Source organism: Nocardioides aequoreus, assembly GCF_000720335.1.
GTDB classification, from domain to species: domain Bacteria; phylum Actinomycetota; class Actinomycetes; order Propionibacteriales; family Nocardioidaceae; genus Marmoricola; species Marmoricola aequoreus.
This window is the reverse complement of sequence record NZ_JOJN01000004.1, coordinates 159,866-181,606: the sequence shown is the minus strand read 5'-3', so window position 1 is coordinate 181,606 and position 21,741 is coordinate 159,866. Positions and strand designations below refer to the sequence as shown.

Below are 21,741 nucleotides of genomic sequence, written 5' to 3'. Positions count from 1 at the left end.
TACGCCGTGGGGCTACGCGTCCTGCGTCTCGGCGTGCTTCTCGGCGCTCTTCTCGGCGGCCTGCACCGCGTCGACGCCGGCCTCCTTGCGCTGCTGCTCGGTGATGGGCGCCGGGGCCTGGGTCAGCGGGTCGAAGCCGCCACCGCTCTTGGGGAAGGCGATCACCTCGCGGATCGAGTCGGTGCCGGAGAGCAGCGCGCAGATCCGGTCCCACCCGAAGGCGATGCCGCCGTGCGGCGGGGCGCCGTAGGCGAAGGCGTCGAGCAGGAAGCCGAACTTCTCCTGCGCCGCCTCGGCGTCGATGCCCATCAGCGCGAAGACGCGCTCCTGCACGTCGCGCCGGTGGATCCGGATCGAGCCGCCGCCGATCTCGTTGCCGTTGCACACGACGTCGTAGGCCCACGCCAGCGCCTGACCGGGGTCGGCGTCGAAGTCGTCGAGGTCCTGCGGGCTGGTGAAGGCGTGGTGCACGGCGGTCCACTGGCCGCCGCCGACGGCGACGTCACCGGCTGCGACGGCGTCGGAGGCGGGCTCGAAGAGCGGTGCGTCGACGACCCAGCAGAAGGCCCAGGCGCTCTCGTCGAGCAGGTCGCAGCGCCGGCCCACCTCGAGCCGGGCCGCGCCCAGCAGCGCGCGGCTCGACTTCGCCGGACCAGCGCCGAAGAAGATGCAGTCGCCCGGCTTCGCACCGACGTGGGCCGCGATGCCCTCGCGCTCGGCGTCGCTGATGTTCTTCGCGACCGGGCCGGCGAGCTCGCCGTCGTCCTTGACCAGCAGGTAGGCCAGGCCGCGGGCGCCGCGCTGCTTGGCCCACTCCTGCCAGGCGTCGAGCTGCTTGCGCGGCTGGCTCGCCCCACCGGGCATGACCACCGCGCCGACGTACGGCGCCTGGAAGACGCGGAAGGGCGTCTCGGAGAAGAAGTCGGTGCAGTCGACCAGCTCGAGGTCGAGCCGCAGGTCGGGCTTGTCGGAGCCGTAGCGGGCCATCGCCTCGGCGTAGGTCAGCCGGGGGAAGGGCGTGGGGATCTCGACGTCGACCAGTCGCCACAGGCTCGCCAGGATCTCCTCGGTCAGGGCGATCACGTCGTCCTGCTCGACGAAGCTCATCTCGAGGTCGAGCTGGGTGAACTCGGGCTGCCGGTCGGCGCGGAAGTCCTCGTCGCGGTAGCACCGCGCGATCTGGAAGTAGCGCTCCATGCCCGCGACCATCAGCAGCTGCTTGAAGAGCTGCGGGCTCTGCGGCAGGGCGTACCAGCTGCCGGGCTGCAGCCGCGCCGGCACCAGGAAGTCGCGCGCGCCCTCCGGGGTCGAGCGGGTCAGCGTGGGCGTCTCGACCTCGACGAAGCCGTGGCCGTGGAGCACCTCGCGCGCCGTCCGGTTGACCTCGCTGCGCAGCCGCAGCGCCGCGGCGGGGCCGCTGCGGCGCAGGTCGAGGTAGCGGTGGCGCAGCCGCGCCTCCTCCCCCACCTCCACGTGCTCGTCGATGGGGAAGGGCAGCGGCGCGGCCTCGGAGAGCACCTCGAGCTCAGCGGTGACCACCTCGACGTCACCGGTGGCCAGGTTGGGGTTCTGCGCCCCCTCCTTGCGAGAGACGACCTCGCCGGTGACCTTGAGGCAGTACTCGTTGCGGAGGCTGTGCGCGACCTCCTCGTCGCGCACCACGACCTGCACCACGCCGCTCGCGTCTCGCAGGTCGAGGAAGGCGACGCCGCCGTGGTCACGGCGACGGGCCACCCAACCGGCGAGGGTCACGGTCTGGCCGACGTGGTCGGCACGCAGGGTGCCGGCGTCGTGGGTGCGGATCACGAGGGGGTTCTCCTCAGGAGTCGGTGGGCGTGCGGGTCGAGACCTGCGGACGCAGGTCGTCGGGCGATGGTGTCCAGGTGGCCGGGTCGGAGTCCACCTGGTTTCCGTCGCGGATGTCCTTGACCTGGTGGCTCTGCCCTCCCCCGCCGTCGGACGGGGGGAACCAGACGTACGGGATGCCGCGGCGGTCGGCGTGGCGGATCTGCTTGCCGAACTTCGCGGCGCTCGGGGCGACCTCGCAGGGGATGCCCCGGGCGCGCAGCGCGTCGGCGACGGCGTCGCTAGCGGGGCGGTCGTCCTCGGAGCCCACCGCGACGAGCACGGCGCTGGGCACCGAGCGGCTCGCCGAGACGGCCCCCTGCGCCAGCAGCGGCACCAGGGTGCGACTGACGCCGAAGGAGATGCCGACCCCGGGGTACGTCGTGCGCCCGTCGGTGGCCAGGGCGTCGTACCGCCCGCCCGAGCAGATCGAGCCGAGGCCCTCGTGGCCGCGCAGCCGGGTCTCGAAGACGGTGCCGGTGTAGTAGTCGAGCCCTCGCGCGATCTTGAGGTCGGCCACCACCTCGACGCGGTCGGTGACCAGCGTGGCGCAGCCCTCGACGACCGCGGCCAGCTCGCCGAGGCCCTCCGCGAGGAGAGGGTGCTCGACGCCGAGGGCACGGACCTGGTCGACGAAGCCGGCGTCGGAGGTGCTGATGCGCGCCAGCGCCAGGCAGCGGCCGGCCTGCTCCTCGCTCAGGCCCGCCTCGTCGACGAGCGCCGTGCGGACGGCGTCCTCGGGGAGCTTGTCGAGCTTGTCGACCTGACGCATCACGGCGTCGACGTCGGGTGCGCCGAGGCCGGCGTAGAAGCCCTGGATCAGCTTGCGGTTGTTGACCTGCAGCGTGAAGCCGGGCAGGAAGTCGAGCCCGCGCAGCGCGTCGACCATCACCCGGGCCACCTCGACGTCGTGGTGGAAGTCGAGCACGTCGCGGCCGATCACGTCGATGTCGGCCTGCGTGAACTCGCGGTAGCGACCCTCCTGCGGGCGCTCGCCCCGCCAGACCTTCTGGATCTGGTAGCGGCGGAAGGGGAAGTCGAGCTTGCCGGCGTGCTCGAGCACGTAGCGCGCGAAGGGCACCGTGAGGTCGAAGTGCAGCCCCATGCCGGCGTCGGAGCCCGCCTCGGTGTCCTGCAGCCGCTTGAGCACGTAGACCTCCTTGGAGGTCTCGCCCTTGCGCAGCAGCTGGTCGAGCGGCTCGACCGCCCGGGTCTCGAGGTTGGCGAAGCCGTGCAGCTCGAAGGTGGCCGCCAGCCGCTCCAGCACCTGCTGCTCGACGGCCCGCTCGGCGGGCAGCAGCTCGGGGAACCCGCTCAGCGGGGTGACGCGGGCCATCTCAGAGCCCCCGCGTGACCGGGCGGCTGGGAGCGTCGTCCTGGAGCTCGCGCAGGAAGGGGTTGGTCGCCCGCTCCTGGCCGATGCTCGTCTGCTCCCCGTGGCCGGGCAGCACCACGATGTCGTCGGGCAGCGTGAGCACCTTCTCGCGCAGGCTGCGCAGCATGGTCGGGTGGTCGCCACCGGGCAGGTCGGTGCGGCCGATCGAGCCGGCGAAGAGCAGGTCGCCGGAGAACATGACCTCCGAGACCTCCTGCTGCTCGTACGGCGACCGGAAGGTGACCGAGCCCTGCGTGTGACCGGGGGTGTGGTCGACCACGAAGTCGAGCCCCGCCAGCTGCAGCCGCTGGCCGTCGGACAGCTCAGCGACGTCGTCGGGCTCGACGAACTCGTGGTCGCCGCCCAGCAGCATGCCGGCGGTCTCGGGCGAGATCCCGGCCATCGGGTCGGTCAGCAGGTGGCGGTCGTCGGGGTGGATCCACGCCGTGGCGTCGTAGGCACCGGCGACCGGGGCGACGCACCACATGTGGTCGACGTGGCCGTGGGTCACCAGCACCGCGACGGGCTTGAGCCGCTGCTCGCGGACGACCTGCGCCACGCCGGCGGCGGCGTCCTTGCCGGGGTCGATGACGACGCACTCGCTGCCGGGGCCGGTCGCGGCGACGTAGCAGTTGGTGCCCCAAGGCCCCGCGGGGAAGCCGGCGATCAGCACGAGGGCTCCTGCCTGGTCGGGACGGTGACGGACCGGCCCAGCCTACTGTCCGGCTCCGGTGCGCCTCAGCCCGCTCCGGGGTCTTGGCTAGAGTGGCCGACGTGACCGCAGAGGAGACAGCCCTCACGACGGACCATGGTCGGGTGGCCACCGACGGGACCGTCTACGTCACCACCCCCGAGGGCGAGAAGGCCGTGGGCCAGTACCCCGAGGGGTCCCCCGAGGAGGCGCTCGCCTTCTTCACCAAGCGCTACGACGCGCTCGCCTTCGAGGTGCACCTGCTCGAGCAGCGGGTCCGTGGCGGCAAGGTGGGGCCCGACGAGGCCGACAAGGCGATCGAGCAGGTGACCGAGCAGCTGGTCGAGCCGCGCGCGGTCGGCGACCTCGTGTCGCTGGCGGCCCGCCTCGACGCGCTCCGCCCGCTCCTCGGCGTCCAGCGTGGTCAGCGTCGCGAGGAGCGCGCCCAGCGGCTCGAGGAGAGCCGCACCCGCAAGCGCGCCATCGCCGAGGAGGCCGAGTCGATCTCGCGCGGCAACGACTGGCGCAACGGCGTCAACCGGCTGCGTGACCTGCTCGAGGAGTGGAAGGGGCTCCCCCGGCTCGACAAGCGCACCGACGACGAGCTGTGGCACCGCTTCTCCGGCGCCCGCACGGCGTACACCCGACGCCGCAAGGCGCACTTCGCCGAGCTCAACGAGAAGCGCGAGGGCTCGCGCGTCGTCAAGGAGCGGCTGCTCCGGGAGGCCGAGGCACTGCGCGAGTCGACCGAGTGGGGACCGACCTCGGGCAAGTACCGCGACCTGATGCAGCGCTGGAAGGCCGCGGGCCCCGCGCCCCGCGAGGTCGAGGAGGACCTGTGGCAGCGCTTCCGCGCCGCGCAGGACGCCTTCTTCGGCGCCCGCGACGCCGCCAACGCCGAGCTCGACCGCGAGTTCGCCGCCAACGCCGAGGTCAAGGTCGCCCTGCTCGGCGAGGCGGAGGCGCTGCTGCCCGTCACCAGCGAGGGTCTCGACGACACCAAGCGCCGCTTCCGCGAGATCGCCGACCGCTGGGACGCGGCCGGCAAGGTGCCCCGCGATCAGGTCAAGTCGCTCGAGGCCCGGATGCGCAAGGTCGAGCAGGCGATCCGTCAGGTCGAGCAGGATCAGTGGCAGCGCTCGGACCCCGAGAAGTCGGCGCGCGCCGGCGACCTGCTCGGTCAGCTCGAGCGCGCCGTCGCCGACCTGGAGGCCGACCTCGCCAAGGCCCGCGCCGCCGGCGACGACAAGCGGGTGGCCGAGCTCGAGGACTCCCTCGGCTCGCGCCGCCAGTTCCTCGAGATGGCCCGTCGTACCGCCTCCGACTTCTCCTGACGCCGAGAGGTCACTCCCTGACCGCCCACACGTCACTGCCTGACCGCCCACACGTCACTCCCTGACCGCCCACACGTCAGTCACTGACACGCGTCCGTCAGGGAGTGACCTCTCGACGGTCAGGGAGTGACCTCTCGGCGGTCAGGCAGTGACCTCTCGGCGGTCAGGGAGTGACGTGTCGGCGGGTCAGTGGGTGACGCGGTAGGCGTCGAAGACGCCGTCGACCTGGCGGACGGCCTTGAGCACGTGGCCGAGGTGCTTGGGGTCGCCCATCTCGAAGGCGAACTTGCTCTTCGCGACGCGGTCGCGGCCGGTGGTGAGGCTGGCCGAGAGGATGTTGACGTGCTGGTCGGAGAGCACCATCGTGATGTCGCTGAGCAGCCGGGCGCGGTCGAGCGCCTCCACCATGATCTGCACCAGGAACGTCGACTGGGTGGTCGGCGCCCACTCGACCTCGACCAGCCGCTCGGGCTGGGCCAGCAGCTGGGTGGCGTTGGTGCAGTCGCGGCGGTGCACCGAGATGCCGTCGCCCCGCGTGACGAAGCCGAGGATGTCGTCGCCGGGCACCGGGGTGCAGCAGCGCGCGAGCTTGACCAGCACGTCGGAGACGCCCTTGACCACGATGCCGGAGTCGGAGCCCGCGGAGCTGCGGCCGGTGCGCGGCCGCGTGATCGTGACGGCCTCGGCCAGGTCCTCCGCCGCTCCGGCCGCACCGCCGGAGACCTCGATGACCTTGCGTACGACGGCCTGGGCGCCGAGGTTGCCCTCCCCCACGGCGGCGTACAGCGCGGAGACGTCGACCAGGCGGAACTCCCGGGCGACCTCGGTCAGCGACTCGTGGGTCATCACCCGCTTGAGCGGGAGGCCCTCCTTGCGCAGCAGCCGGCCGATCTGCTCCTTGCCCTGCTCGATCGCCTCCTCGCGGCGCTCCTTGGTAAACCAGTGGCGGATCTTGCTGCGGGCCCGCGGCGACTTGACGAACTGCAGCCAGTCGCGTGAGGGCCCGGCGTTGGGCGACTTGGAGGTGAAGACCTCCACGACGTCGCCGTGCTCGAGCGCGGACTCCAGCGGCACCAGCCGACCGTTGACCCGCGCGCCGATGGTGTGGTGGCCGACCTCGGTGTGGATGGCGTAGGCGAAGTCGACCGGCGTCGACCCGATGGGCAGTCCGATGACGTCGCCGCGCGGGGTGAAGACGAAGACCTCGGCGGAGTTGATCTCGAAGCGCAGCGAGTCGAGGAACTCCCCCGGGTCCTCCACCTCGCTCTGCCAGTCGAGCAGCTGGCGCAGCCAGGGCATCTCGGAGTCGACGCCGTCGGACGTCTTGCCCTCGGTGCCCGAGCGCATCTGCTCCTTGTACTTCCAGTGCGCCGCGACGCCGTACTCCGCGCGCCGGTGCATGTCGACGGTGCGGATCTGCATCTCCACCGGCTTGCCCTGCGGGCCGATCACCGTGGTGTGCAGCGACTGGTACATGTTGAACTTCGGCATCGCGACGTAGTCCTTGAACCGCCCGGTCAGGGGGTTCCAGCGGTTGTGCAGGACGCCGAGCACGGCGTAGCACTCGCGGTCGGAGTCGACCAGGATGCGGATGCCGACGAGGTCGTAGATGTCGGAGAACTCCCGGCCGCCCAGGATCATCTTCTGGTAGATCGAGTAGTAGTGCTTGGGCCGGCCGGTGACGCGGGCGTTGATCTTGGCCGCCCGCAGGTCCTGCTCGACCGAGGCGCTGACCTCGGCGAGGAACTGGTCGCGCGAGGGCGCCCGCTCGGCCACGAGCCGCACGATCTCGTCGTAGATCTTGGGGTGCATCGTGGCGAAGGCGAGGTCCTCGAGCTCCCACTTCAGGGTGTTCATGCCCAGCCGGTGCGCGAGCGGGGCGTAGATCTCCAGCGTCTCGCGGCTCTTGCGCTCCTGGGTCTCCTGCTTGACGTAGCGCAGCGTGCGCATGTTGTGGAGCCGGTCGGCCAGCTTGATGACGAGCACGCGGATGTCGCGGCTCATCGCCACGATCATCTTGCGGATCGTCTCGGCCTGGGCGGAGTCGCCGTACTTGACCTTGTCGAGCTTGGTGACGCCGTCGACGAGCAGCGCCACCTCGTCGCCGAAGTCGGCGCGCAGCTGGTCGAGGGTGTAGGGCGTGTCCTCCACGGTGTCGTGGAGCAGCGCCGCCACCAGCGTGGGCTCGGTCATGCCGATGTCGGCGAGGATCGTGGTGACCGCGAGCGGGTGGGTGATGTAGGGGTCGCCGCTCTTGCGCGTCTGGCCGCGGTGGTGCTTCTCGGCGATGAGGTAGGCCCGCTCGAGCAGCGCGAGGTCGGCCTTGGGGTGGTTGGCCCGCACCGTGCGGAAGAGCGGCTCGAGCACCGGGTTGCCCACCTGGCGGCTGCTGCCCATCCGCGCGAGCCGGGCGCGGACGCCGCGACCGGTCAGCGCCGGGGCCCGCTCGGGGGCCGGCTCGGGCTTGGCCGGGGCGCGGGGGGCGACGCGCGCGGGCGCGCCCACGCTCTCACCGCCGGGCGACGTGCCCGTCGGCGTGGGGGACTCGGTGGTGACCGGGTCCTCGGCCAATGGCTCCCCCTCGGGTGGCTGCGGGTCTGCGGACCCAGTGTAGGCGGGCGCTACACGACGTGGAGCGCGGTGAGCGGCAGGTCGCCGATCGTCGCGCGGCCGGGCAGGAAGCTGAGCTCGAGGAGCACCGCGACGCCGTGCACCGAGCCGCCGGCCTGCTCGACCAGCTGCTGGGTCGCGCGGGCGGTGCCGCCGGTGGCCAGGACGTCGTCGACCACCAGCACGCGGTCGCCGGCGTCGAGCGCGTCGGTGTGCATCTCCAGCGTCTCCTCGCCGTACTCCAGCGCGTAGGAGACCGCCCGGGTCTCCCACGGGAGCTTGCCGGGCTTGCGCACCGGCACGAAGCCGACGCCGAGCGCGAGGGCGACCGGCGCGGCGAGGATGAAGCCGCGGGCCTCCATGCCGACGACGCGGTCGACGACGACGCGGCCCTCGGCGTCGCGTCCGGCCGCCGCCAGCGCCGCGACGGTGCGGGTCAGCGCCTCGTGGTCGTCGAGGAGCGGCGTGATGTCCTTGAAGACCACGCCCGGCTGGGGGAAGTCGGGCACGTCGCGCACCAGCCGACCGATCGTCGCGTCCAGCGGCTCGACGTCGCCCACCACGGCGCTCACCGGCGCTTGGAGCGGGGCTCGCGGCGCGGCTGGCTGCGCTTGGACGAGCCGCCCTCGCGCATCGGCGCCTTGGACTCCGGGACGACGCGCCCCGCGCCCATCGCGTCGGTGCGCGGTGCCGTGCGCATGCCCGGCCGGGGCTCCTCGCCGTCGGCGAGCTCCGGCGGGTCGTCGTCGGTCAGCGGTCCGCCACGCCTCGCGGCACCCTCCTGGTCGGCCTCCATGCCGTCGGCGAAGACGGGCACGTCGGCGTACCGGTCGACGGCGCGACGGCGCCGGGCCTTCGCCCGGGCGTCGGAGTCGCTGATGTCCTTCTCGCCCTGCTTGAGGTGCACCGCCAGCGGCGTCGCGATGAAGATGGAGGAGTAGGCCCCGGCCGCCATGCCGACGAAGAGGGAGAGGGAGAGGTCCTTCAGCGACCCCACGCCGAGCGTCGTGATGCTGACGTAGAGGATCGCCGCGACCGGCAGCAGCGCCACGATGGAGGTGTTGAGCGAGCGCACCAGCGTCTGGTTGACCGCGAGGTTGGCCAGCTGCGCGTAGGTCTGGGTGCCCCGGCGCCTGCCCCGGGTGTTCTCCTTGACCTTGTCGAAGACGACCACCGTGTCGTACAGCGAGAAGCCGAGGATCGTCAGCAGGCCGGTCACGGTCGACGGGGTGACCTCGAAGCCGGACCAGGCGTAGATCCCGACGGTGATGATGACGTCGTGGGCGAGCGCCACGAGCGCGGCCACCGACATCTTCCACTCGCGGAAGTACGCCCAGATGAAGAGCACGACCAGGACCAGGAAGACCACCAGGCCGAGCACGGCCCGCTCCGCCACCTGGGCGCCCCAGCTCGCCCCGATCTCGTTGGTGGAGATCGCGTCGGCACCGCCCTCGACCGGCACGGTCTCGGCGATCGCCTCACGCACCTCGGTCGCCTCGGCGTTGGTCATCACCTCGGTCTGGATCCGGATCGAGCTGCTGTCCTGCCCGCCGACGGTGTTGACGATCGGCGAGGCGGCGCCGTCGATGCCGGTCTCGACGACCGCGTCGCGCAGCAGGTCGGCGTTCTCCTGGGTGACCTGGTCGGCCGGGAGGTTGACGGTGTACTCGACGCCGCCCTCGAACTCGATGCCGAAGTTGAGGCCACGGAAGAGCAGACCGCTGGTCGCGGCCAGGATGATGGCGACCGAGACGGCGTACCAGAGCCACTTGCGACCGACGAAGTCGATCGAGGTCTCACCGGAGTAGAGCGCGTTGCCGAGCCTGCTGACGCGTCCCATCAGGCACCTCCTGCCATCTCGCGCTCACGCGGTCGGGTGCTGGGCTCGCCGTCGAGGCCGAGGCTGGACGCGGAGAGCCCGGACCAGCGGCCCCCGGAGTTGAAGAAGGTCCAGCGGGCGAAGATCGTCATCAGCGGCTTGGTGAAGAAGAAGAAGATGATGATGTCGATCAGCGTGCTGATGCCGAGCGCGAAGGCGAAGCCCCGGACCACGCCGATGGCGAAGATGTAGAGCACCACCGCCGCCAGCAGCGACACCGCGTCGGCGGCCAGGCAGGTCATCCGTGCGCGCGCCCAGCCCAGCTCGACCGCCACGCGCATCGACTTGCCGTCGCGCATCTCGTCGCGTATTCGCTCGAAGTAGATGATGAAGGAGTCGGCGGTGATGCCGACACCCACGATCAGCCCGGCGATGCCCGGGAGCGTCAGCGCGAAGCCAGCGGCGACAGCGAGCACGAGCACCGCGGCGTACGTCATCAGCGCGGAGATCACCAGCGAGGCGATCACCACGAGACCCAGCCCGCGGTAGTAGCCGAGGCAGTAGATCATCACGATCAGCAGCCCCGCCGCGCCGGCGGTGATGCCGGCGGAGAGCTGGTTGCCCGCGAGCGACGGGCCCACGGTCTCCACCGAGGGCTCGGCGAAGCGGATCGGCAGCGCGCCGAACTTCAGCGAGTTGGAGAGCGACCTGGCCTCGGCCTCGGTGAAGTCACCGGTGATCTGGGCGTTGCGAGGCACGGAAGCTCAGCTGCACGGCGTACTGCGTGTCGTTCTGCGGGATGCCGAAGGACGCCGTGCGCAGCTCGGTGCCCTCGATGACCGCGGCGGAGAGCAGGAACTTGTTGCCGTCCTCGTCGCACGCCACCAGGGGACGCTCGGGGTTGTCGCTGGACGGCGGGAGCGCCTCGCCCGGGGGCGGGCAGGTGAACTCGGCGAAGCGCTGCTGCCAGCGCTCGGGCGGGTTGGCGGCGAAGGCGAGCGCGCCCTCGGGGCTGGTCGGGTCGCCCTGGGCCTCCTGCTGGCCCGGCTCCTGGGCCGGCTCCTCGGCAGGGGCGTCACTGGGCGCGTCGCTGGGCGCGTCACTGGCGGCCTCGCTGGGAGCCGCGCTCGGGGACTCGCTCGGGGCGGGCGTCTCGCTCGGCTCGGCCAGGGGCACCGGGCGCGGACGCGGGGTGCTCTGGTCCTGCGCAGGTGCGGGAGCGCCCTCGCCCTCGGTGGCGTCGTCGCCCGGCTGGGCGGTCTCGGAGGGAACCGACTCGCTCGGCTCGGGCGACGGCGAGGCCGCCGGCGACTCGGAGGCGCCCTCGGACGGGCTGGCCGACGGCTCCTCGGCAGGAGGCTGGTCGGCGGCGCGACCGGGGGCGGCGCCGGCCACGATCCGGAAACGGAGCTGGGCGGTGCGCGCCACCGTGTCGACGATGTCGCTGCGGTTCTCCCCCGGGATCTCCACGATGATGTTGCGGTCGCCCTGGGTGGAGACCTCGGCCTCGGTGACGCCGGTGCCGTTGACCCGCTGGTCGATGATCGTCTGCGCCTGCTGGAGGTTCTCCCGGGTGACGGCGCTGCCCTCCAGCGCCGACAGCGTGATCCGGGTGCCGCCCTCGAGGTCGAGCCCCAGGCGGGGCTTCCAGGTGCCGCCGAGCGCGGCCAGGCCGCACAGCACCGCGAAGGTGAGGAAGAAGATGATCAGCGTGCGCGCGGGCCGCGGGTCGCGATTGGGTGCCACGTGGGCCTCTCAGACCTGGCCGCGGGGGGTGCCGTGCTCGTCGCCCGGCTCCTGGTCGGTCTCGCGCGGCGTCTCGTGCTCCTGCACGGGCTCGCGCTCCTTGGCCGGGGTGACGGCGCCGGGGCGGGCGGCCGGCGGCAGGTCCTCCACGCGGCGTACGACGGCCTGGCGCGCGACCGTGACGACCGTGCCGGGCGCGATCTCGATCTGCGCCTGCTGGTCACCGAGCCCGCGGATGGTGCCGAAGATGCCGGAGTTGAGCACGATCTCCTGGCCGACGGTCAGCTCGGCCTGCAGCTGGCGTGCCTGCTTCTGCTGGTTGCGGGCCGGCCGGAGCAGCAGGAACCAGAACACCACCAGGGTGAGCAGGATGAACAGCAGTGGGCCTGCTTCAGACACGAAAACCCAACTCCCAGGGAAGACGACGGCGGAGATCGTGTGCTCGGGTGCCGCAGGACCGCATCAGGCCCCCGTCCGGCACCGCCGAGGCACAAGTGGGGAGTGTAACTTCTGCGCCCGGCCACGGCGGCCAACGGGCGTGCTCCGCGGGTCCTACTCCTCGGTGACGGTCCCGAAGAGGGCGGCGTCGCCCCACTGACCGGCCGGAGCGGCGAGACCCAGGTGCGCCCAGGCGGCCGGGGTCGCGATCCGCCCGCGCGGCGTGCGCGCGAGCAGCCCGAGCCGGACCAGGAAGGGCTCGGCGACCTCCTCGACGGTCTCGCGCTCCTCGGAGACCGCGACCGCGAGCGTCGAGAGCCCCACGGGACCGCCGCCGAACTTGCGGCACAGCGCGTCGAGCACGGCGCGGTCGAGCCGGTCGAGCCCCGAGGCGTCGACCTCGAAGAGGTCGAGCGCCGCCTGGGCCACCGGCCGGGTGAGCACGCCGTCGGCGCGCACCTGGGCGTAGTCGCGCACCCGCCGCAGCAGCCGGTTGGCGATGCGCGGGGTGCCGCGGGAGCGACCGGCGATCTCGGCGGAGCCGTCGGGACGCAGCTCGACGCCGAGCAGGCCCGCGGAGCGCCGGACGATCCGGTCGAGCTCGGGCGGGTCGTAGTACTCCAGGTGGGCGGTCAGGCCGAAGCGGTCGCGCAGCGGGCCGGGCAGCAGCCCGGCACGGGTGGTGGCGCCCACCAGGGTGAAGGGCGGGATCTCCAGCGGGATCGCCGTGGCGCCCGGCCCCTTGCCGATGACGACGTCGACCCGGAAGTCCTCCATCGCCATGTAGAGCATCTCCTCCGCCGGCCGGGCGGTGCGGTGGATCTCGTCGACGAAGAGCACGTCGCCCTCGTTGAGCCCCGAGAGCACGGCGGCGAGGTCGCCGGCGTGGGTGAGCGCCGGGCCGCTGGTCAGCCGCAGCGGCGCGTCCATCTCGGCGGCGATGATCATCGCGAGCGTGGTCTTGCCCAGGCCGGGCGGGCCGCTCAGCAGCACGTGGTCGGGCACGCCGCCGCGAGCCCGGGCGGCGTCGAGCAGAAGGCCGAGCTGCTCGCGCACACGCTCCTGACCCACGACGTCGTCGAGCGTGCGCGGCCGCAGGGCCGCCTCGACGACGCGCTCGTCACCCTCGGCCTCGGCCGCGACGAGCCGCTCGGCGACGTACGCCGCCTCGGCCGCGTCGAGGGCGTGGTCGTCCACCGGTCAGCTCCTGCTCAGGGTGCGCAGGGCGCTGCGCAGCAGCGCGGCGACGTCGGGAACGGTGGTGAGCCCGGCCTCGGGGGCGACCGCCGCCACGGCCTTGTCGGCCTCCTTGGCCGACCACCCGAGCCCCACCAGCCCGGCGTGCACCTGCCCCTCCCACTCGGCGGCGACGGGGGCCCCCGCCGCCACGGACGACGCGGCCTGCGCTCCCCCGGTGGGAGCACCGATGCGGTCCTTGAGCTCGAGGATGATGCGCTGGGCGCCCTTCTGACCGATGCCGGGCACCGTGGTCAGCGTGCGGACGTCCTCGGTGGCGACCGCACGACGCAGCACATCGGGACGCAGCACCGCGAGCATCGCCTGCGCCAGCTTGGGCCCCACCCCGCTGGCCGTCTGGACCAGCTCGAAGAGCTGGCGCTCGTCCTCCTCGGCGAAGCCGAAGAGAGTCAGCGAGTCCTCGCGCACCACCAGGCTGGTCGGCAGGGTCACGGCCTCGCCGTGCCGCAGTCCGGCGATGGTGTCGGGCGCGCACTGCAGCTCCAGCCCGATGCCCCCGACCTCGACGACCACCGAGGTCAGGCCGAGCGCGGCCACCTGGCCGCGGACGAAGGCGATCACGACGCCCCTCCCGCCCGCGCCGCCGCGGCGGCGAGCCGGTCGTGCGCCGCGCCCCGCCAGACGTGGCAGATGGCCAGCGCGAGCGAGTCGGCGGCGTCGGCGGGCTTGGGCGCGGCGTCGAGGCGCAGCAGCCGCGCGACCATCGCCCCCACCTGGTCCTTGTCGGCGCGGCCGTGACCGGTGACGGCGGCCTTGACCTCGCTCGGTGTGTGCAGGGCGACGCGGATGCCGTGGCGCGCCGCCACCACCAGCGCCACCCCGCTCGCCTGCGCCGTGCCCATGACGGTGCGGACGTTGTGCTGGCTGAAGACGCGCTCGACGGCGACCGCGTCGGGCCGCGTGCGCAGCACCCAGCTCTCGATGCCGCGCTCGATGGCGAGCAGCCGCTGCTCCAGCGGCAGGTCCGGACTGGTGCGCACCACGCCGACGTCGACCAGCCGCAGCGGCCGTCCGACGGACCCCTCGACCACGCCGATGCCGCAGCGGGTCAGGCCGGGATCAACCCCCAGCACGCGCATGCGGACTCCTCACCTCGTACGAACAGGTGTTCGGAGGCTAACCCGAGCGGCGGGTGGTGGCCTCGGTGACACGCCCGCCGCAGGTTTCCCAGGTTCACCTGGGAAACCCGCACCTCACACGCGTTGCAACGTGTGGGAAGAGCGCGTTTCCCAGGTGAACCTGTGAAACCGTCACCCGGCGACAGTCACCGCCGTCACGCGTCGACGGTCTCCATGACCTCGTCGGAGACGTCGAAGTTGGCATAGACGTTCTGGACGTCGTCGAGGTCCTCGAGGGCCTCGACGAGGCGGAAGACCTTGCCGGCGCCGTCGGCGTCGAGCTCGACCTGCATGCTCGGGACGAAGGAGGCCTCGGCGGAGTCGTAGTCGATGCCGGCCGCCTGGAGCGCCGTCCGGGCCGCGACCAGGTCGGTGGCCTCGGTGACGACCTCGTAGGACTCGCCCAGGTCGTTGACCTCCTCGGCGCCCGCCTCGAGCGTGGCCTCGAGCACGTCGTCCTCGGAGACGCTGCGGTCCTCCTGCTGGGTGGGGACGATGACGACGCCCTTGCGGTGGAAGAGGTAGGACACCGAGCCCGGGTCGGCGAGCGAGCCGCCGTTGCGGGTCATTGCCGTGCGCACCTCCATGGCGGCGCGGTTCTTGTTGTCGGTGAGGCACTCGATCAGGAAGGCCACGCCCTGCGGGCCGTACCCCTCGTACATGATCGTGCTGTAGTCGGCACCGCCGGCCTCGGCCCCCGAGCCGCGCTTGACGGCACGGTCGATGTTGTCGTTGGGGACCGAGGACTTCTTGGCCTTCTGGATCGCGTCGTAGAGCGTCGGGTTGCCCGTGGGGTCGCCGCCGCCCATCCGGGCGGCGACCTCGATGTTCTTGATCAGCTTGGCGAACATCTTGCCGCGCCGGGCGTCGATGACGGCCTTCTTGTGCTTGGTGGTCGCCCACTTGGAGTGGCCGGACATCAGCTCCCCTTCGTCACACCCGCCGGGCGACGGGCGCCGTCGATCCTACCCAGGCTCGAGTCGCGGCCCGCCGCGCCGGGGACGGGCGCCACCCGGACGCACCAGAGCCCGGCGCGGACCTCCTCGCGGTGGTCCACTCCGGGCTCCGGCCGGGCACCGGGGACGCCTCCCCCCGTGGTGGCGTCCGCCGGTACGCCTGGGTCCCGGTGTGACGCCTCCCCCGCGGTGGCGTCACACCGAGACGGCTGTGGCGGCGCCTCCCGGTCCCACCGGGAAGCGCAGGACCATCGTGCCTCAGGCGACCTGTCCGAAATGCCATAATTCTGGAAACGCCGTCAGTGGACTATACCGCCACGAAGGGGATGAAACGCCAGGTCAGGCCGGTCGCGCCGACCCGTCGTCGGCGAGCGCCTGGCGACGCACCATCAGCACCCGCTGGACCACGGTCACCGTGCTGGCCACGGCGAGGAGCCAGAGCGTCGCCTGCAGCAGCACGGGCAGGTCGAGCAGGTCGGAGAAGCCCGTCATCACCAGCACGGCGACGAGCCGGTCGGCACGCTCGGCGAGGCCACCCTTGGCCTGCATCCCGAGCGACTCCGCCCGCGCCCGGGCGTAGGAGGTCACGGCCCCCATCACCAGGCAGTAGAGCGTGAGGCAGGTGTAGAGGAAGCTGTCGCCCGGTCCGGCGAAGTAGAGCAGCAGCCCACCGAAGATCGCCCCGTCGCCGAGACGGTCGAGGGTCGAGTCGAAGAACGCGCCGAACCGCGACGTGCGGCCCAGGCGTCGCGCCATGGCGCCGTCGACGAGGTCGCTGAAGACGAAGGCCGTGATCACCATGACCCCGACGAAGAGCTCACCCCGGGGGAAGAAGGCCAGGGCGCCCACGCTGACGCCGAGGGTGCCGACGAGGGTGACGACGTCGGGACTGATGCCGAGGCGGATGAAGAGCGTCACGAAGGGCGCCAGCACGACGCCCTGCCAGAAGTCCTTGAATCGGTCGAGCATCTAGCGTCCGTCCCCCCAGGCGTCGGCGAGCAGGTCCCGCGTGTCCGCGAGCAGCATCGGCAGGGTCTTGGTGCCACCGACGACGGTGATGAAGTTGACGTCGCCCGACCACCGCGGCACCACGTGCTGATGCAGGTGCTGCGAGAGCGACCCGCCCGCGACGCCGCCCAGGTTGAGGCCCACGTTGAAGGCGTGCGGGCCGCTGACCTCGCGGAGCACGCGGATGGCGTGCTGGGTCGTGGTCACCATCTCCAGCGCCTCGGCCTCGTCGAGGTCCTCGAGGTCGGCCACGTGCCGGCGGGGCAGCACCATCAGGTGGCCGGGGTTGTAGGGGTGGAGGTTGAGCACGGTGAAGCAGCGCTCCCCCGTCGCCACGACCAGGCTCTCGCGCGGGTCGGCGCCGACCATGGCGCAGAAGGGGCACCCGTCGTCGTCCGCCGTGCGGGTGGGGGCGACGTACGCCATCCGGTGCGGGGTCCAGAGCCGGTCGAACCCCTCGAAGCCGTCGCGCGAGCCTGCGTCTGGGTCGTGGGTGCTCACGGGCGCAGTCTTCCCGACCGACCCCGGGACCGTGCCGGGGGTCTCACGTCGCAGCGGCGGCGGCACGCGCGAAGAGGGTCGAGACCTCGGCGAGGCGGTCGCGCAGCGCGGCCGGCTCGACCTCGTCGAAGGCCGTCCCGACCTGCGCCAGCACCATCACGGGCCACTCCAGCGAGTCGACCTGCATCAGCAGTCGGCAGCGGTCGGGGCCCAGCTCCTCGACCGTGCCCCAGTCCCCCACCGCGCGGCGTACGACGTCGGACGGCGCGTGCAGGCGCACGCTCACGGCGTACCGCTGGGGCATCGACCAGAGACCTTGCTGCACGAACTGCCACGCGTCGGGCGCGGGCAGCTCGCGCTGGCGGAACTTCTGGCCGGTCAGCGTCGGGCGCTCGATGCGGTCGACGCGGAAGCTGCGCCAGTCGTGGCGGTCGCGGTCGTGGGCGACGAGGTACCAGCGTCGTCCGACGGAGACCAGCCGGTGCGGCTCCACGCGACGGTGCGTCGTCTCCGCGCCGCGGGCGGTGTAGTCGAAGGTCAGGCCCTCGTCGTCGCGACACCCCTGGGCGAGCGTCGTGAGGGTCTCGGGGGCGACCGTGGGTCCGGAGTACGCCGGCGCGGGCACCGTCTGGGTGCGCAGCGCGTCGATGCGGCGGCGCAGCCGGGGCGGCATCAGCGCGACCACCTTGGTGAGCGCCTGCACCGAGGTCTCCTCCAGCCCGCTCACCGAGCCCGCCGCCGCGGTGCGCAGCCCGACGGCGATGGCGACCGCCTCGTCGTCGTCGAGCAGCAGCGGCGGCAGCTGTCCCCCGGCCCGCAGCTGGTAGCCGCCGGCCACGCCGCGCACCGCGTCGACGGCGTACCCGAGCCCGCGCAGGCGGTCGATGTCGCGGCGCAGCGTGCGTGGACTCACCTCGAGCCGCTCGGAGAGCTCGCTGCCGGGCCAGTAGCGGTGGGTCTGCAGCAGCGACAGCAGTCGCAGCATCCGGGCGCTCGTGCTCATGGAGCCGAGACTAGTTCTGATTGCGGCCAGGAGCTGACCGCAACCGCTCCTAGCGTCGGACGCATGACGACGAGCAACCCCTCCGGTCCGGTGATCCGGACGCGACAGCTGACCAAGACGTTCACCCGTCACAAGCAGACCGTCGAGGCCGTCCGCGGGCTCGACCTCGACGTGGCCCCCGGCGAGCTGGTCGCCTTCCTCGGGCCCAACGGCGCGGGGAAGTCGACCACGCTGCGGATGCTCACGACCCTGCTGACCCCGACCTCCGGCACCGCCGAGGTCGTGGGCCACGACGTGGTCGCGGCGCAGCGGCAGGTACGCCGCAGCATCGGCTACGTGGGCCAGGGCAACGCCGCCGCCCACCAGCAGCGCGGGCGCGACGAGGTCGTGAGCCAGGCGCGGGCGCACGGGATGTCGCGTCGGGCGGCCCACGCGCGGGCCGAGGAGCTGCTCGACGCCTTCGACCTCGCCGAGCACGCGGGGCGTCCCGTCTCGACGCTCTCCGGCGGGCAGCGCCGGCGGCTCGACGTGGCGATCGGGCTGGTGCACGCCCCGCCCCTGCTCTTCCTCGACGAGCCCTCGACCGGGCTCGACCCGCAGAACCGCGTCAACCTGCAGGAGCAGGTCCGGCGCCTGCACGAGGAGGTCGGCACCACCATCGTGCTCACCACGCACTACCTCGAGGAGGCCGACGCCCTGGCCGGCCGGGTCGTGGTCATCGACCACGGCCGCGTCATCGCCGACGACACCGCCCCGCGGCTGAAGTCGGCGCTCGGCGACCTGGTCTCGCTCGGCTTCGACTCCCCCGACCTCGCCGCCGCGGCGGCCGAGCGGGCGGCGCGCCTGCCCGGCGCCACGGTGCACCACCACGGGGCTGACGTCGACGTCCGGGTCGCCGGCGGACGCGACCTCGCGGCCGGGCTGGTCACCGACCTCGCCGCGGCGGGGAGCGCCGTACGCCGTCTGGAGGTGTCGGGCCCGACGCTCGACGACGTCTTCCTCGACCTGACCGGCCGCAGCCTGCGCGAGAGCGACCAGACCACGACCGCTGCCTCGACCCCTGCCACGACCTCTGCCACCGAAGGAGCAGCAGCATGAGCGCGACCACGATGACCCACCCGACGACGTACGCCGACGGCACCACGCAGGCCCGCGACCCGGGCTTCCTCGCCGACACGTGGAACGTGATGACCCGCGAGCTCAGGCCGGTGTGGCGCGAGCCGGTCTCGGTGCTCTTCGCGATGGTGCAGCCGCTGGTCTTCCTGGCGCTCTTCGCCCCGCTGCTGCCGTCGGGCAGCCTCGGCGGCGGCTCGGCGCTGCAGTGGTTCGTGCCCGGCATCGTCGCGATGACCATGCTCATGGGAGCGTCGTTCACCGGCGCCAACCTGACCAACGAGATCATGACCGGCTCCCACGAGCGCCTGCTGGTCTCGCCGCTGTCGCGCTCCTCGCTGCTGGTGGGCCGCGCGCTGAAGGAGGTCGTGCCGCTGCTGATGCAGACGGCGATCATCCTCGTCGTCGTGACGCCCACCAGCTTCGACCTGCACCTGCCGGGCGTGCTGCTGGCCGTGGTGATGCTCGGCGCCTTCAGCGTCGGCGTGGGCTCGCTGTCCTTCGCGCTGGCGCTGGCGTCGAAGGACCAGGAGTGGCTCTTCTGGACGGTGCAGCAGACGCTCGTCTTCCCGGTGCTGCTGCTCGCGGGGATGATGCTGCCGATCACCCACGACTCCCCCGGCTGGCTCCGGGTCGGCTCGGCGATGAACCCGCTGACCTACGTCGTCGACGCCGCCCGGGCGCTCTTCGGCGGGACCTTCCCGGTCGGCACCGTCACCCAGGGGTTCCTCGCCGCCGCGGCTGTCGCCGCCCTCGGCCTGGCCGTCGGCCTGCGGTCGATGCGCCGCTCGAGCTGACGACCCCACCGCCGGTCGAGCCTGTCGAGACCCGGGTCTCGACAGGCTCGGCCAGCTCCTTGCCGTCCCTCAGACCTGCACGCGGTCGGCGACGGCCTGGGCGACCCGGTCGATCGCCTCGGCGACGGGGACGCCGTTGTCCTGGCGGCCGTCGCGGTAGCGGAAGCTCACGGCGCCGGCCTCGACGTCGTCGTCGCCGGCGATGACCATGAAGGGCACCTTCTGCAACTGGGCGTTGCGGATCTTCTTCTGCATCCGGTCGTCGGAGTGGTCGACCTCGACGCGCAGGCCTCGGGCGCGCAGCTGCCGGGCGACGTCGGCGAGGTAGTCGCCGTGGCGCTCGGCGATCGGGATGCCCTGCACCTGCACCGGCGCCAGCCAGGGAGGGAAGGCACCGGCGTAGTGCTCGGTGAGCACGCCGATGAAGCGCTCGATCGAGCCGAACTTCGCCGAGTGGATCATCACCGGCTGCTGCCGGGTGCCGTCGGCGGCCTGGTACTGGAGGTCGAAGCCCTTCGGCTGGTTGAAGTCGTACTGGATCGTCGACATCTGCCAGGTGCGGCCGATCGCGTCGCGCGCCTGGACCGAGACCTTGGGGCCGTAGAACGCCGCGCCACCCGGGTCGGGCACGAGCTCGAGCCCGGAGTCGCGGCAGACCTGCTCCAGCACCGCCGTCGCGGTCGCCCACTCCTCCTCGGTGCCGACGAACTTGTCGGGCTTGGAGTCGTCGCGGGTGGAGATCTCCAGGTAGAAGTCGTCGAGCCCGAAGTCGCGCAGCAGCCCGAGCACGAAGTCGAGCAGGTGCTTGATCTCCGCGGGCGCCTGCTCGCGGGTGACGTAGGAGTGCGAGTCGTCCTGGGCGAAGCCCCGCACCCGGGTGAGCCCGTGGATCACGCCGGACTTCTCGTTGCGGTAGACGTGGCCGAACTCGAAGAGCCGCAGCGGCAGCTCGCGGTAGGACCGCCCGCGCGACCTGAAGATCAGGTTGTGCATCGGGCAGTTCATGGCCTTGAGGTAGTAGTTGGCGCCCTCCATCTCCATGGGCGGGAACATGCCGTCGGCGTAGTACGGCAGGTGGCCGGAGAGCTGGAAGGTCTGCTCCTTGGAGATGTGCGGGGTGCCGACGTAGTCGAAGCCCTCGTCGATGTGGCGCTGGCGGACGTAGTCCTCCATCACCCGCTTGATCACGCCGCCCTTGGGGTGGAAGACGGGCAGGCCGGAGCCGATCTCGTCGGGGAAGCTGAAGAGGTCGAGGTCGCGACCGAGCCGACGGTGGTCGCGCTTCTCGGCCTCCTCGATCCGGTGCAGGTAGGCGTCGAGGGCCTCCTTGCTCTCCCACGCGGTGCCGTACAGGCGCTGCAGCTGCTTGTTCTTCTCGTCGCCGCGCCAGTACGCCGCCGCGGAGCGCATCAGCTTGAAGGCCGGGATCCGCTTCGTGGTCGGCAGGTGCGGGCCGCGGCACAGGTCCTTCCACGCGACCTCGCCGTTGCGGTCGAGGTTGTCGTAGATGGTGAGCTCACCGGCCCCCACCTCGGCTCCCGCACCTTCAGCGGCGTCGGCGGCCCCGCCCTTGAGCCCGATCAGCTCCAGCTTGTACGGCTCGTCGGCCAGCTCTGCGCGCGCGTCGTCGTCGGAGACCGCCCGGCGGGAGAAGCGCTGGTTGGCCTTGATGATCTTGCGCATCCGCGACTCGATCTTGTCGAGGTCCTCGGGCACGAAGGGCGTCTCGACGTCGAAGTCGTAGTAGAAGCCGTCGGTGACCGGGGGGCCGATGCCGAGCCTGGCGTCGGGGTAGAGCTCCTGCACGGCCTGCGCCATGACGTGGGCGGTCGAGTGGCGCAGGATGTCGTGGCCGTCGGGGCTGTCGATGGCCACGCCCTCGACCACGGCGCCGTCGGCCAGCTCGTGCGCGAGGTCCCGCAGCTCCCCGTCCACGCGCGCCGCGACCACCGCGGCGTCGTCGCGGAAGAGCTCCCAGGCCTTGGTGCCCGCCGTGGTGGTCAGCTCTTCCTTGCCGTCGGCGCGGACGAGGGTGACCTGGATGTCGGACACGGGTGCTCCTGGGCTGGGGGACGTGGCCGGTCGATCGTATCGACGCGCCGCCACCGCGTTTCGTCGCCCGCCGCCCCG

The 21,741-nt window shown here is 72.3% G+C and carries 20 protein-coding genes; 3 read left to right on the top strand and 17 right to left on the bottom strand.

Features of this window, described 5'->3' with window-relative positions; translation table 11 throughout:
* Positions 1-12: 12 nt before the first annotated feature.
* Genes aspS through IG63_RS0109750 form a run of 3 tightly spaced genes read right to left on the bottom strand, consistent with a single transcriptional unit; the run spans position 13 to position 3,893 of the window.
* Positions 13-1,806 (bottom strand): aspartate--tRNA ligase, encoded by a 1,794-nt coding sequence (gene aspS / locus IG63_RS0109760; protein ID WP_030484182.1) that lies wholly within the window; start codon positions 1,804-1,806, stop codon positions 13-15.
* A gap of 13 nt (positions 1,807-1,819) precedes the next feature.
* Complete coding sequence (gene hisS / locus IG63_RS0109755; RefSeq protein ID WP_030484181.1) at positions 1,820-3,181, bottom strand: histidine--tRNA ligase; 1,362 nt, start codon at positions 3,179-3,181, stop codon at positions 1,820-1,822.
* Position 3,182: 1 nt separating this feature from the next.
* On the bottom strand, positions 3,183-3,893 hold the full coding sequence (locus IG63_RS0109750; protein WP_030484180.1) for an MBL fold metallo-hydrolase: 711 nt from the start codon (positions 3,891-3,893) through the stop codon (positions 3,183-3,185).
* 143 nt (positions 3,894-4,036) lie between these two features.
* On the opposite strand from IG63_RS0109750, the gene IG63_RS0109745 reads away from it, so the two are divergent.
* Positions 4,037-5,245, top strand: a complete 1,209-nt coding sequence (locus IG63_RS0109745; protein ID WP_245604381.1) for a DUF349 domain-containing protein — start codon at positions 4,037-4,039, stop codon at positions 5,243-5,245.
* Positions 5,246-5,431: 186 nt separating this feature from the next.
* On the opposite strand, the gene IG63_RS0109740 is transcribed toward IG63_RS0109745, so the two are convergent.
* The 13 genes from IG63_RS0109740 to IG63_RS0109680 form a co-directional block, all read right to left on the bottom strand.
* The gene (locus tag IG63_RS0109740; RefSeq protein ID WP_030484178.1) at positions 5,432-7,642 is read right to left on the bottom strand and encodes a RelA/SpoT family protein; all 2,211 of its coding nucleotides are present in this window, start codon (positions 7,640-7,642) and stop codon (positions 5,432-5,434) included.
* A gap of 224 nt (positions 7,643-7,866) precedes the next feature.
* Positions 7,867-8,418, bottom strand: a complete 552-nt coding sequence (locus IG63_RS0109735) for an adenine phosphoribosyltransferase (RefSeq protein WP_157210119.1) — start codon at positions 8,416-8,418, stop codon at positions 7,867-7,869.
* A 5-nt stretch (positions 8,419-8,423) separates the two neighbouring features.
* Positions 8,424-9,695, bottom strand: a complete 1,272-nt coding sequence (secF, locus tag IG63_RS0109730; protein ID WP_030484176.1) for a protein translocase subunit SecF — start codon at positions 9,693-9,695, stop codon at positions 8,424-8,426.
* Positions 9,695-10,432: a SecD/SecF family protein translocase subunit gene (locus IG63_RS23560; protein ID WP_051706500.1), complete on the bottom strand. Its 738-nt coding sequence runs from the start codon at positions 10,430-10,432 to the stop codon at positions 9,695-9,697. The genes secF and IG63_RS23560 overlap by 1 nt, the downstream gene beginning before the upstream one ends.
* A complete protein-coding gene (locus tag IG63_RS23555; RefSeq protein WP_051706498.1) occupies positions 10,404-11,420 on the bottom strand; it encodes a hypothetical protein in 1,017 nt (338 codons plus the stop codon). Before IG63_RS23555 ends, IG63_RS23560 begins: the two co-directional genes overlap by 29 nt.
* A 9-nt stretch (positions 11,421-11,429) precedes the next feature.
* Positions 11,430-11,819, bottom strand: a complete 390-nt coding sequence (gene yajC / locus IG63_RS21485) for a preprotein translocase subunit YajC (RefSeq protein WP_051706496.1) — start codon at positions 11,817-11,819, stop codon at positions 11,430-11,432.
* Positions 11,820-11,972: 153 nt separating this feature from the next.
* A complete protein-coding gene (gene ruvB, locus IG63_RS0109715) occupies positions 11,973-13,055 on the bottom strand; it encodes a Holliday junction branch migration DNA helicase RuvB (RefSeq protein ID WP_036195003.1) in 1,083 nt (360 codons plus the stop codon).
* 3 nt (positions 13,056-13,058) lie between these two features.
* Positions 13,059-13,676, bottom strand: a complete 618-nt coding sequence (ruvA, locus tag IG63_RS0109710) for a Holliday junction branch migration protein RuvA (RefSeq protein WP_030484173.1) — start codon at positions 13,674-13,676, stop codon at positions 13,059-13,061.
* Entirely contained in the window at positions 13,673-14,194 is a 522-nt protein-coding gene (gene ruvC, locus IG63_RS0109705) for a crossover junction endodeoxyribonuclease RuvC (protein WP_030484172.1), read from the bottom strand. The genes ruvA and ruvC overlap by 4 nt, the downstream gene beginning before the upstream one ends.
* 194 nt (positions 14,195-14,388) lie before the next feature.
* The gene (locus IG63_RS0109700; RefSeq protein ID WP_030484171.1) at positions 14,389-15,153 is read right to left on the bottom strand and encodes a YebC/PmpR family DNA-binding transcriptional regulator; all 765 of its coding nucleotides are present in this window, start codon (positions 15,151-15,153) and stop codon (positions 14,389-14,391) included.
* A gap of 375 nt (positions 15,154-15,528) precedes the next feature.
* On the bottom strand, positions 15,529-16,158 hold the full coding sequence (gene pgsA / locus IG63_RS0109690) for a phosphatidylinositol phosphate synthase (RefSeq protein WP_030484170.1): 630 nt from the start codon (positions 16,156-16,158) through the stop codon (positions 15,529-15,531).
* The gene (locus IG63_RS0109685; RefSeq protein WP_030484169.1) at positions 16,159-16,698 is read right to left on the bottom strand and encodes an HIT family protein; all 540 of its coding nucleotides are present in this window, start codon (positions 16,696-16,698) and stop codon (positions 16,159-16,161) included.
* A gap of 43 nt (positions 16,699-16,741) precedes the next feature.
* On the bottom strand, positions 16,742-17,701 hold the full coding sequence (locus tag IG63_RS0109680; RefSeq protein WP_030484168.1) for a helix-turn-helix transcriptional regulator: 960 nt from the start codon (positions 17,699-17,701) through the stop codon (positions 16,742-16,744).
* 63 nt (positions 17,702-17,764) lie between these two features.
* Here IG63_RS0109680 and IG63_RS0109675 point away from each other — a divergent pair, with 63 nt between their 5' ends.
* Together IG63_RS0109675 and IG63_RS0109670 are read left to right on the top strand one after the other, a co-directional pair.
* Positions 17,765-18,799 carry an ABC transporter ATP-binding protein gene (locus IG63_RS0109675; RefSeq protein WP_051706494.1) on the top strand — a complete coding sequence of 345 codons (1,035 nt, stop codon included), beginning with the start codon at positions 17,765-17,767 and terminating at the stop codon, positions 18,797-18,799.
* Positions 18,796-19,611 (top strand): ABC transporter permease, encoded by an 816-nt coding sequence (locus tag IG63_RS0109670; protein ID WP_157210099.1) that lies wholly within the window; start codon positions 18,796-18,798, stop codon positions 19,609-19,611. Before IG63_RS0109675 ends, IG63_RS0109670 begins: the two co-directional genes overlap by 4 nt.
* 69 nt (positions 19,612-19,680) lie before the next feature.
* Here IG63_RS0109670 and thrS read toward each other — a convergent pair whose 3' ends face one another.
* Entirely contained in the window at positions 19,681-21,663 is a 1,983-nt protein-coding gene (gene thrS, locus IG63_RS0109665; RefSeq protein WP_030484165.1) for a threonine--tRNA ligase, read from the bottom strand.
* Between the last annotated feature and the right edge of the window lie 78 nt (positions 21,664-21,741).

What these genes read in the sequence shown, in the direction of transcription:
- hisS (WP_030484181.1), bottom strand. Translation starts at nt 3,181, where the DNA reads ATGGCCCGCGTCACCCCGCTGAGCGGGTTCCCCGAGCTGCTGCCCGCC.
- IG63_RS0109740 (WP_030484178.1), bottom strand. Translation starts at nt 7,642, where the DNA reads ATGGGCAGCAGCCGCCAGGTGGGCAACCCGGTGCTCGAGCCGCTCTTC.
- secF (WP_030484176.1), bottom strand. Translation starts at nt 9,695, where the DNA reads ATGGGACGCGTCAGCAGGCTCGGCAACGCGCTCTACTCCGGTGAGACC.
- ruvC (WP_030484172.1), bottom strand. Translation starts at nt 14,194, where the DNA reads ATGCGCGTGCTGGGGGTTGATCCCGGCCTGACCCGCTGCGGCATCGGC.
- IG63_RS0109700 (WP_030484171.1), bottom strand. Translation starts at nt 15,153, where the DNA reads ATGTCCGGCCACTCCAAGTGGGCGACCACCAAGCACAAGAAGGCCGTC.
- pgsA (WP_030484170.1), bottom strand. Translation starts at nt 16,158, where the DNA reads ATGCTCGACCGATTCAAGGACTTCTGGCAGGGCGTCGTGCTGGCGCCC.
- IG63_RS0109680 (WP_030484168.1), bottom strand. Translation starts at nt 17,701, where the DNA reads ATGAGCACGAGCGCCCGGATGCTGCGACTGCTGTCGCTGCTGCAGACC.
- IG63_RS0109675 (WP_051706494.1), top strand. Translation starts at nt 17,765, where the DNA reads ATGACGACGAGCAACCCCTCCGGTCCGGTGATCCGGACGCGACAGCTG.
- IG63_RS0109670 (WP_157210099.1), top strand. Translation starts at nt 18,796, where the DNA reads ATGAGCGCGACCACGATGACCCACCCGACGACGTACGCCGACGGCACC.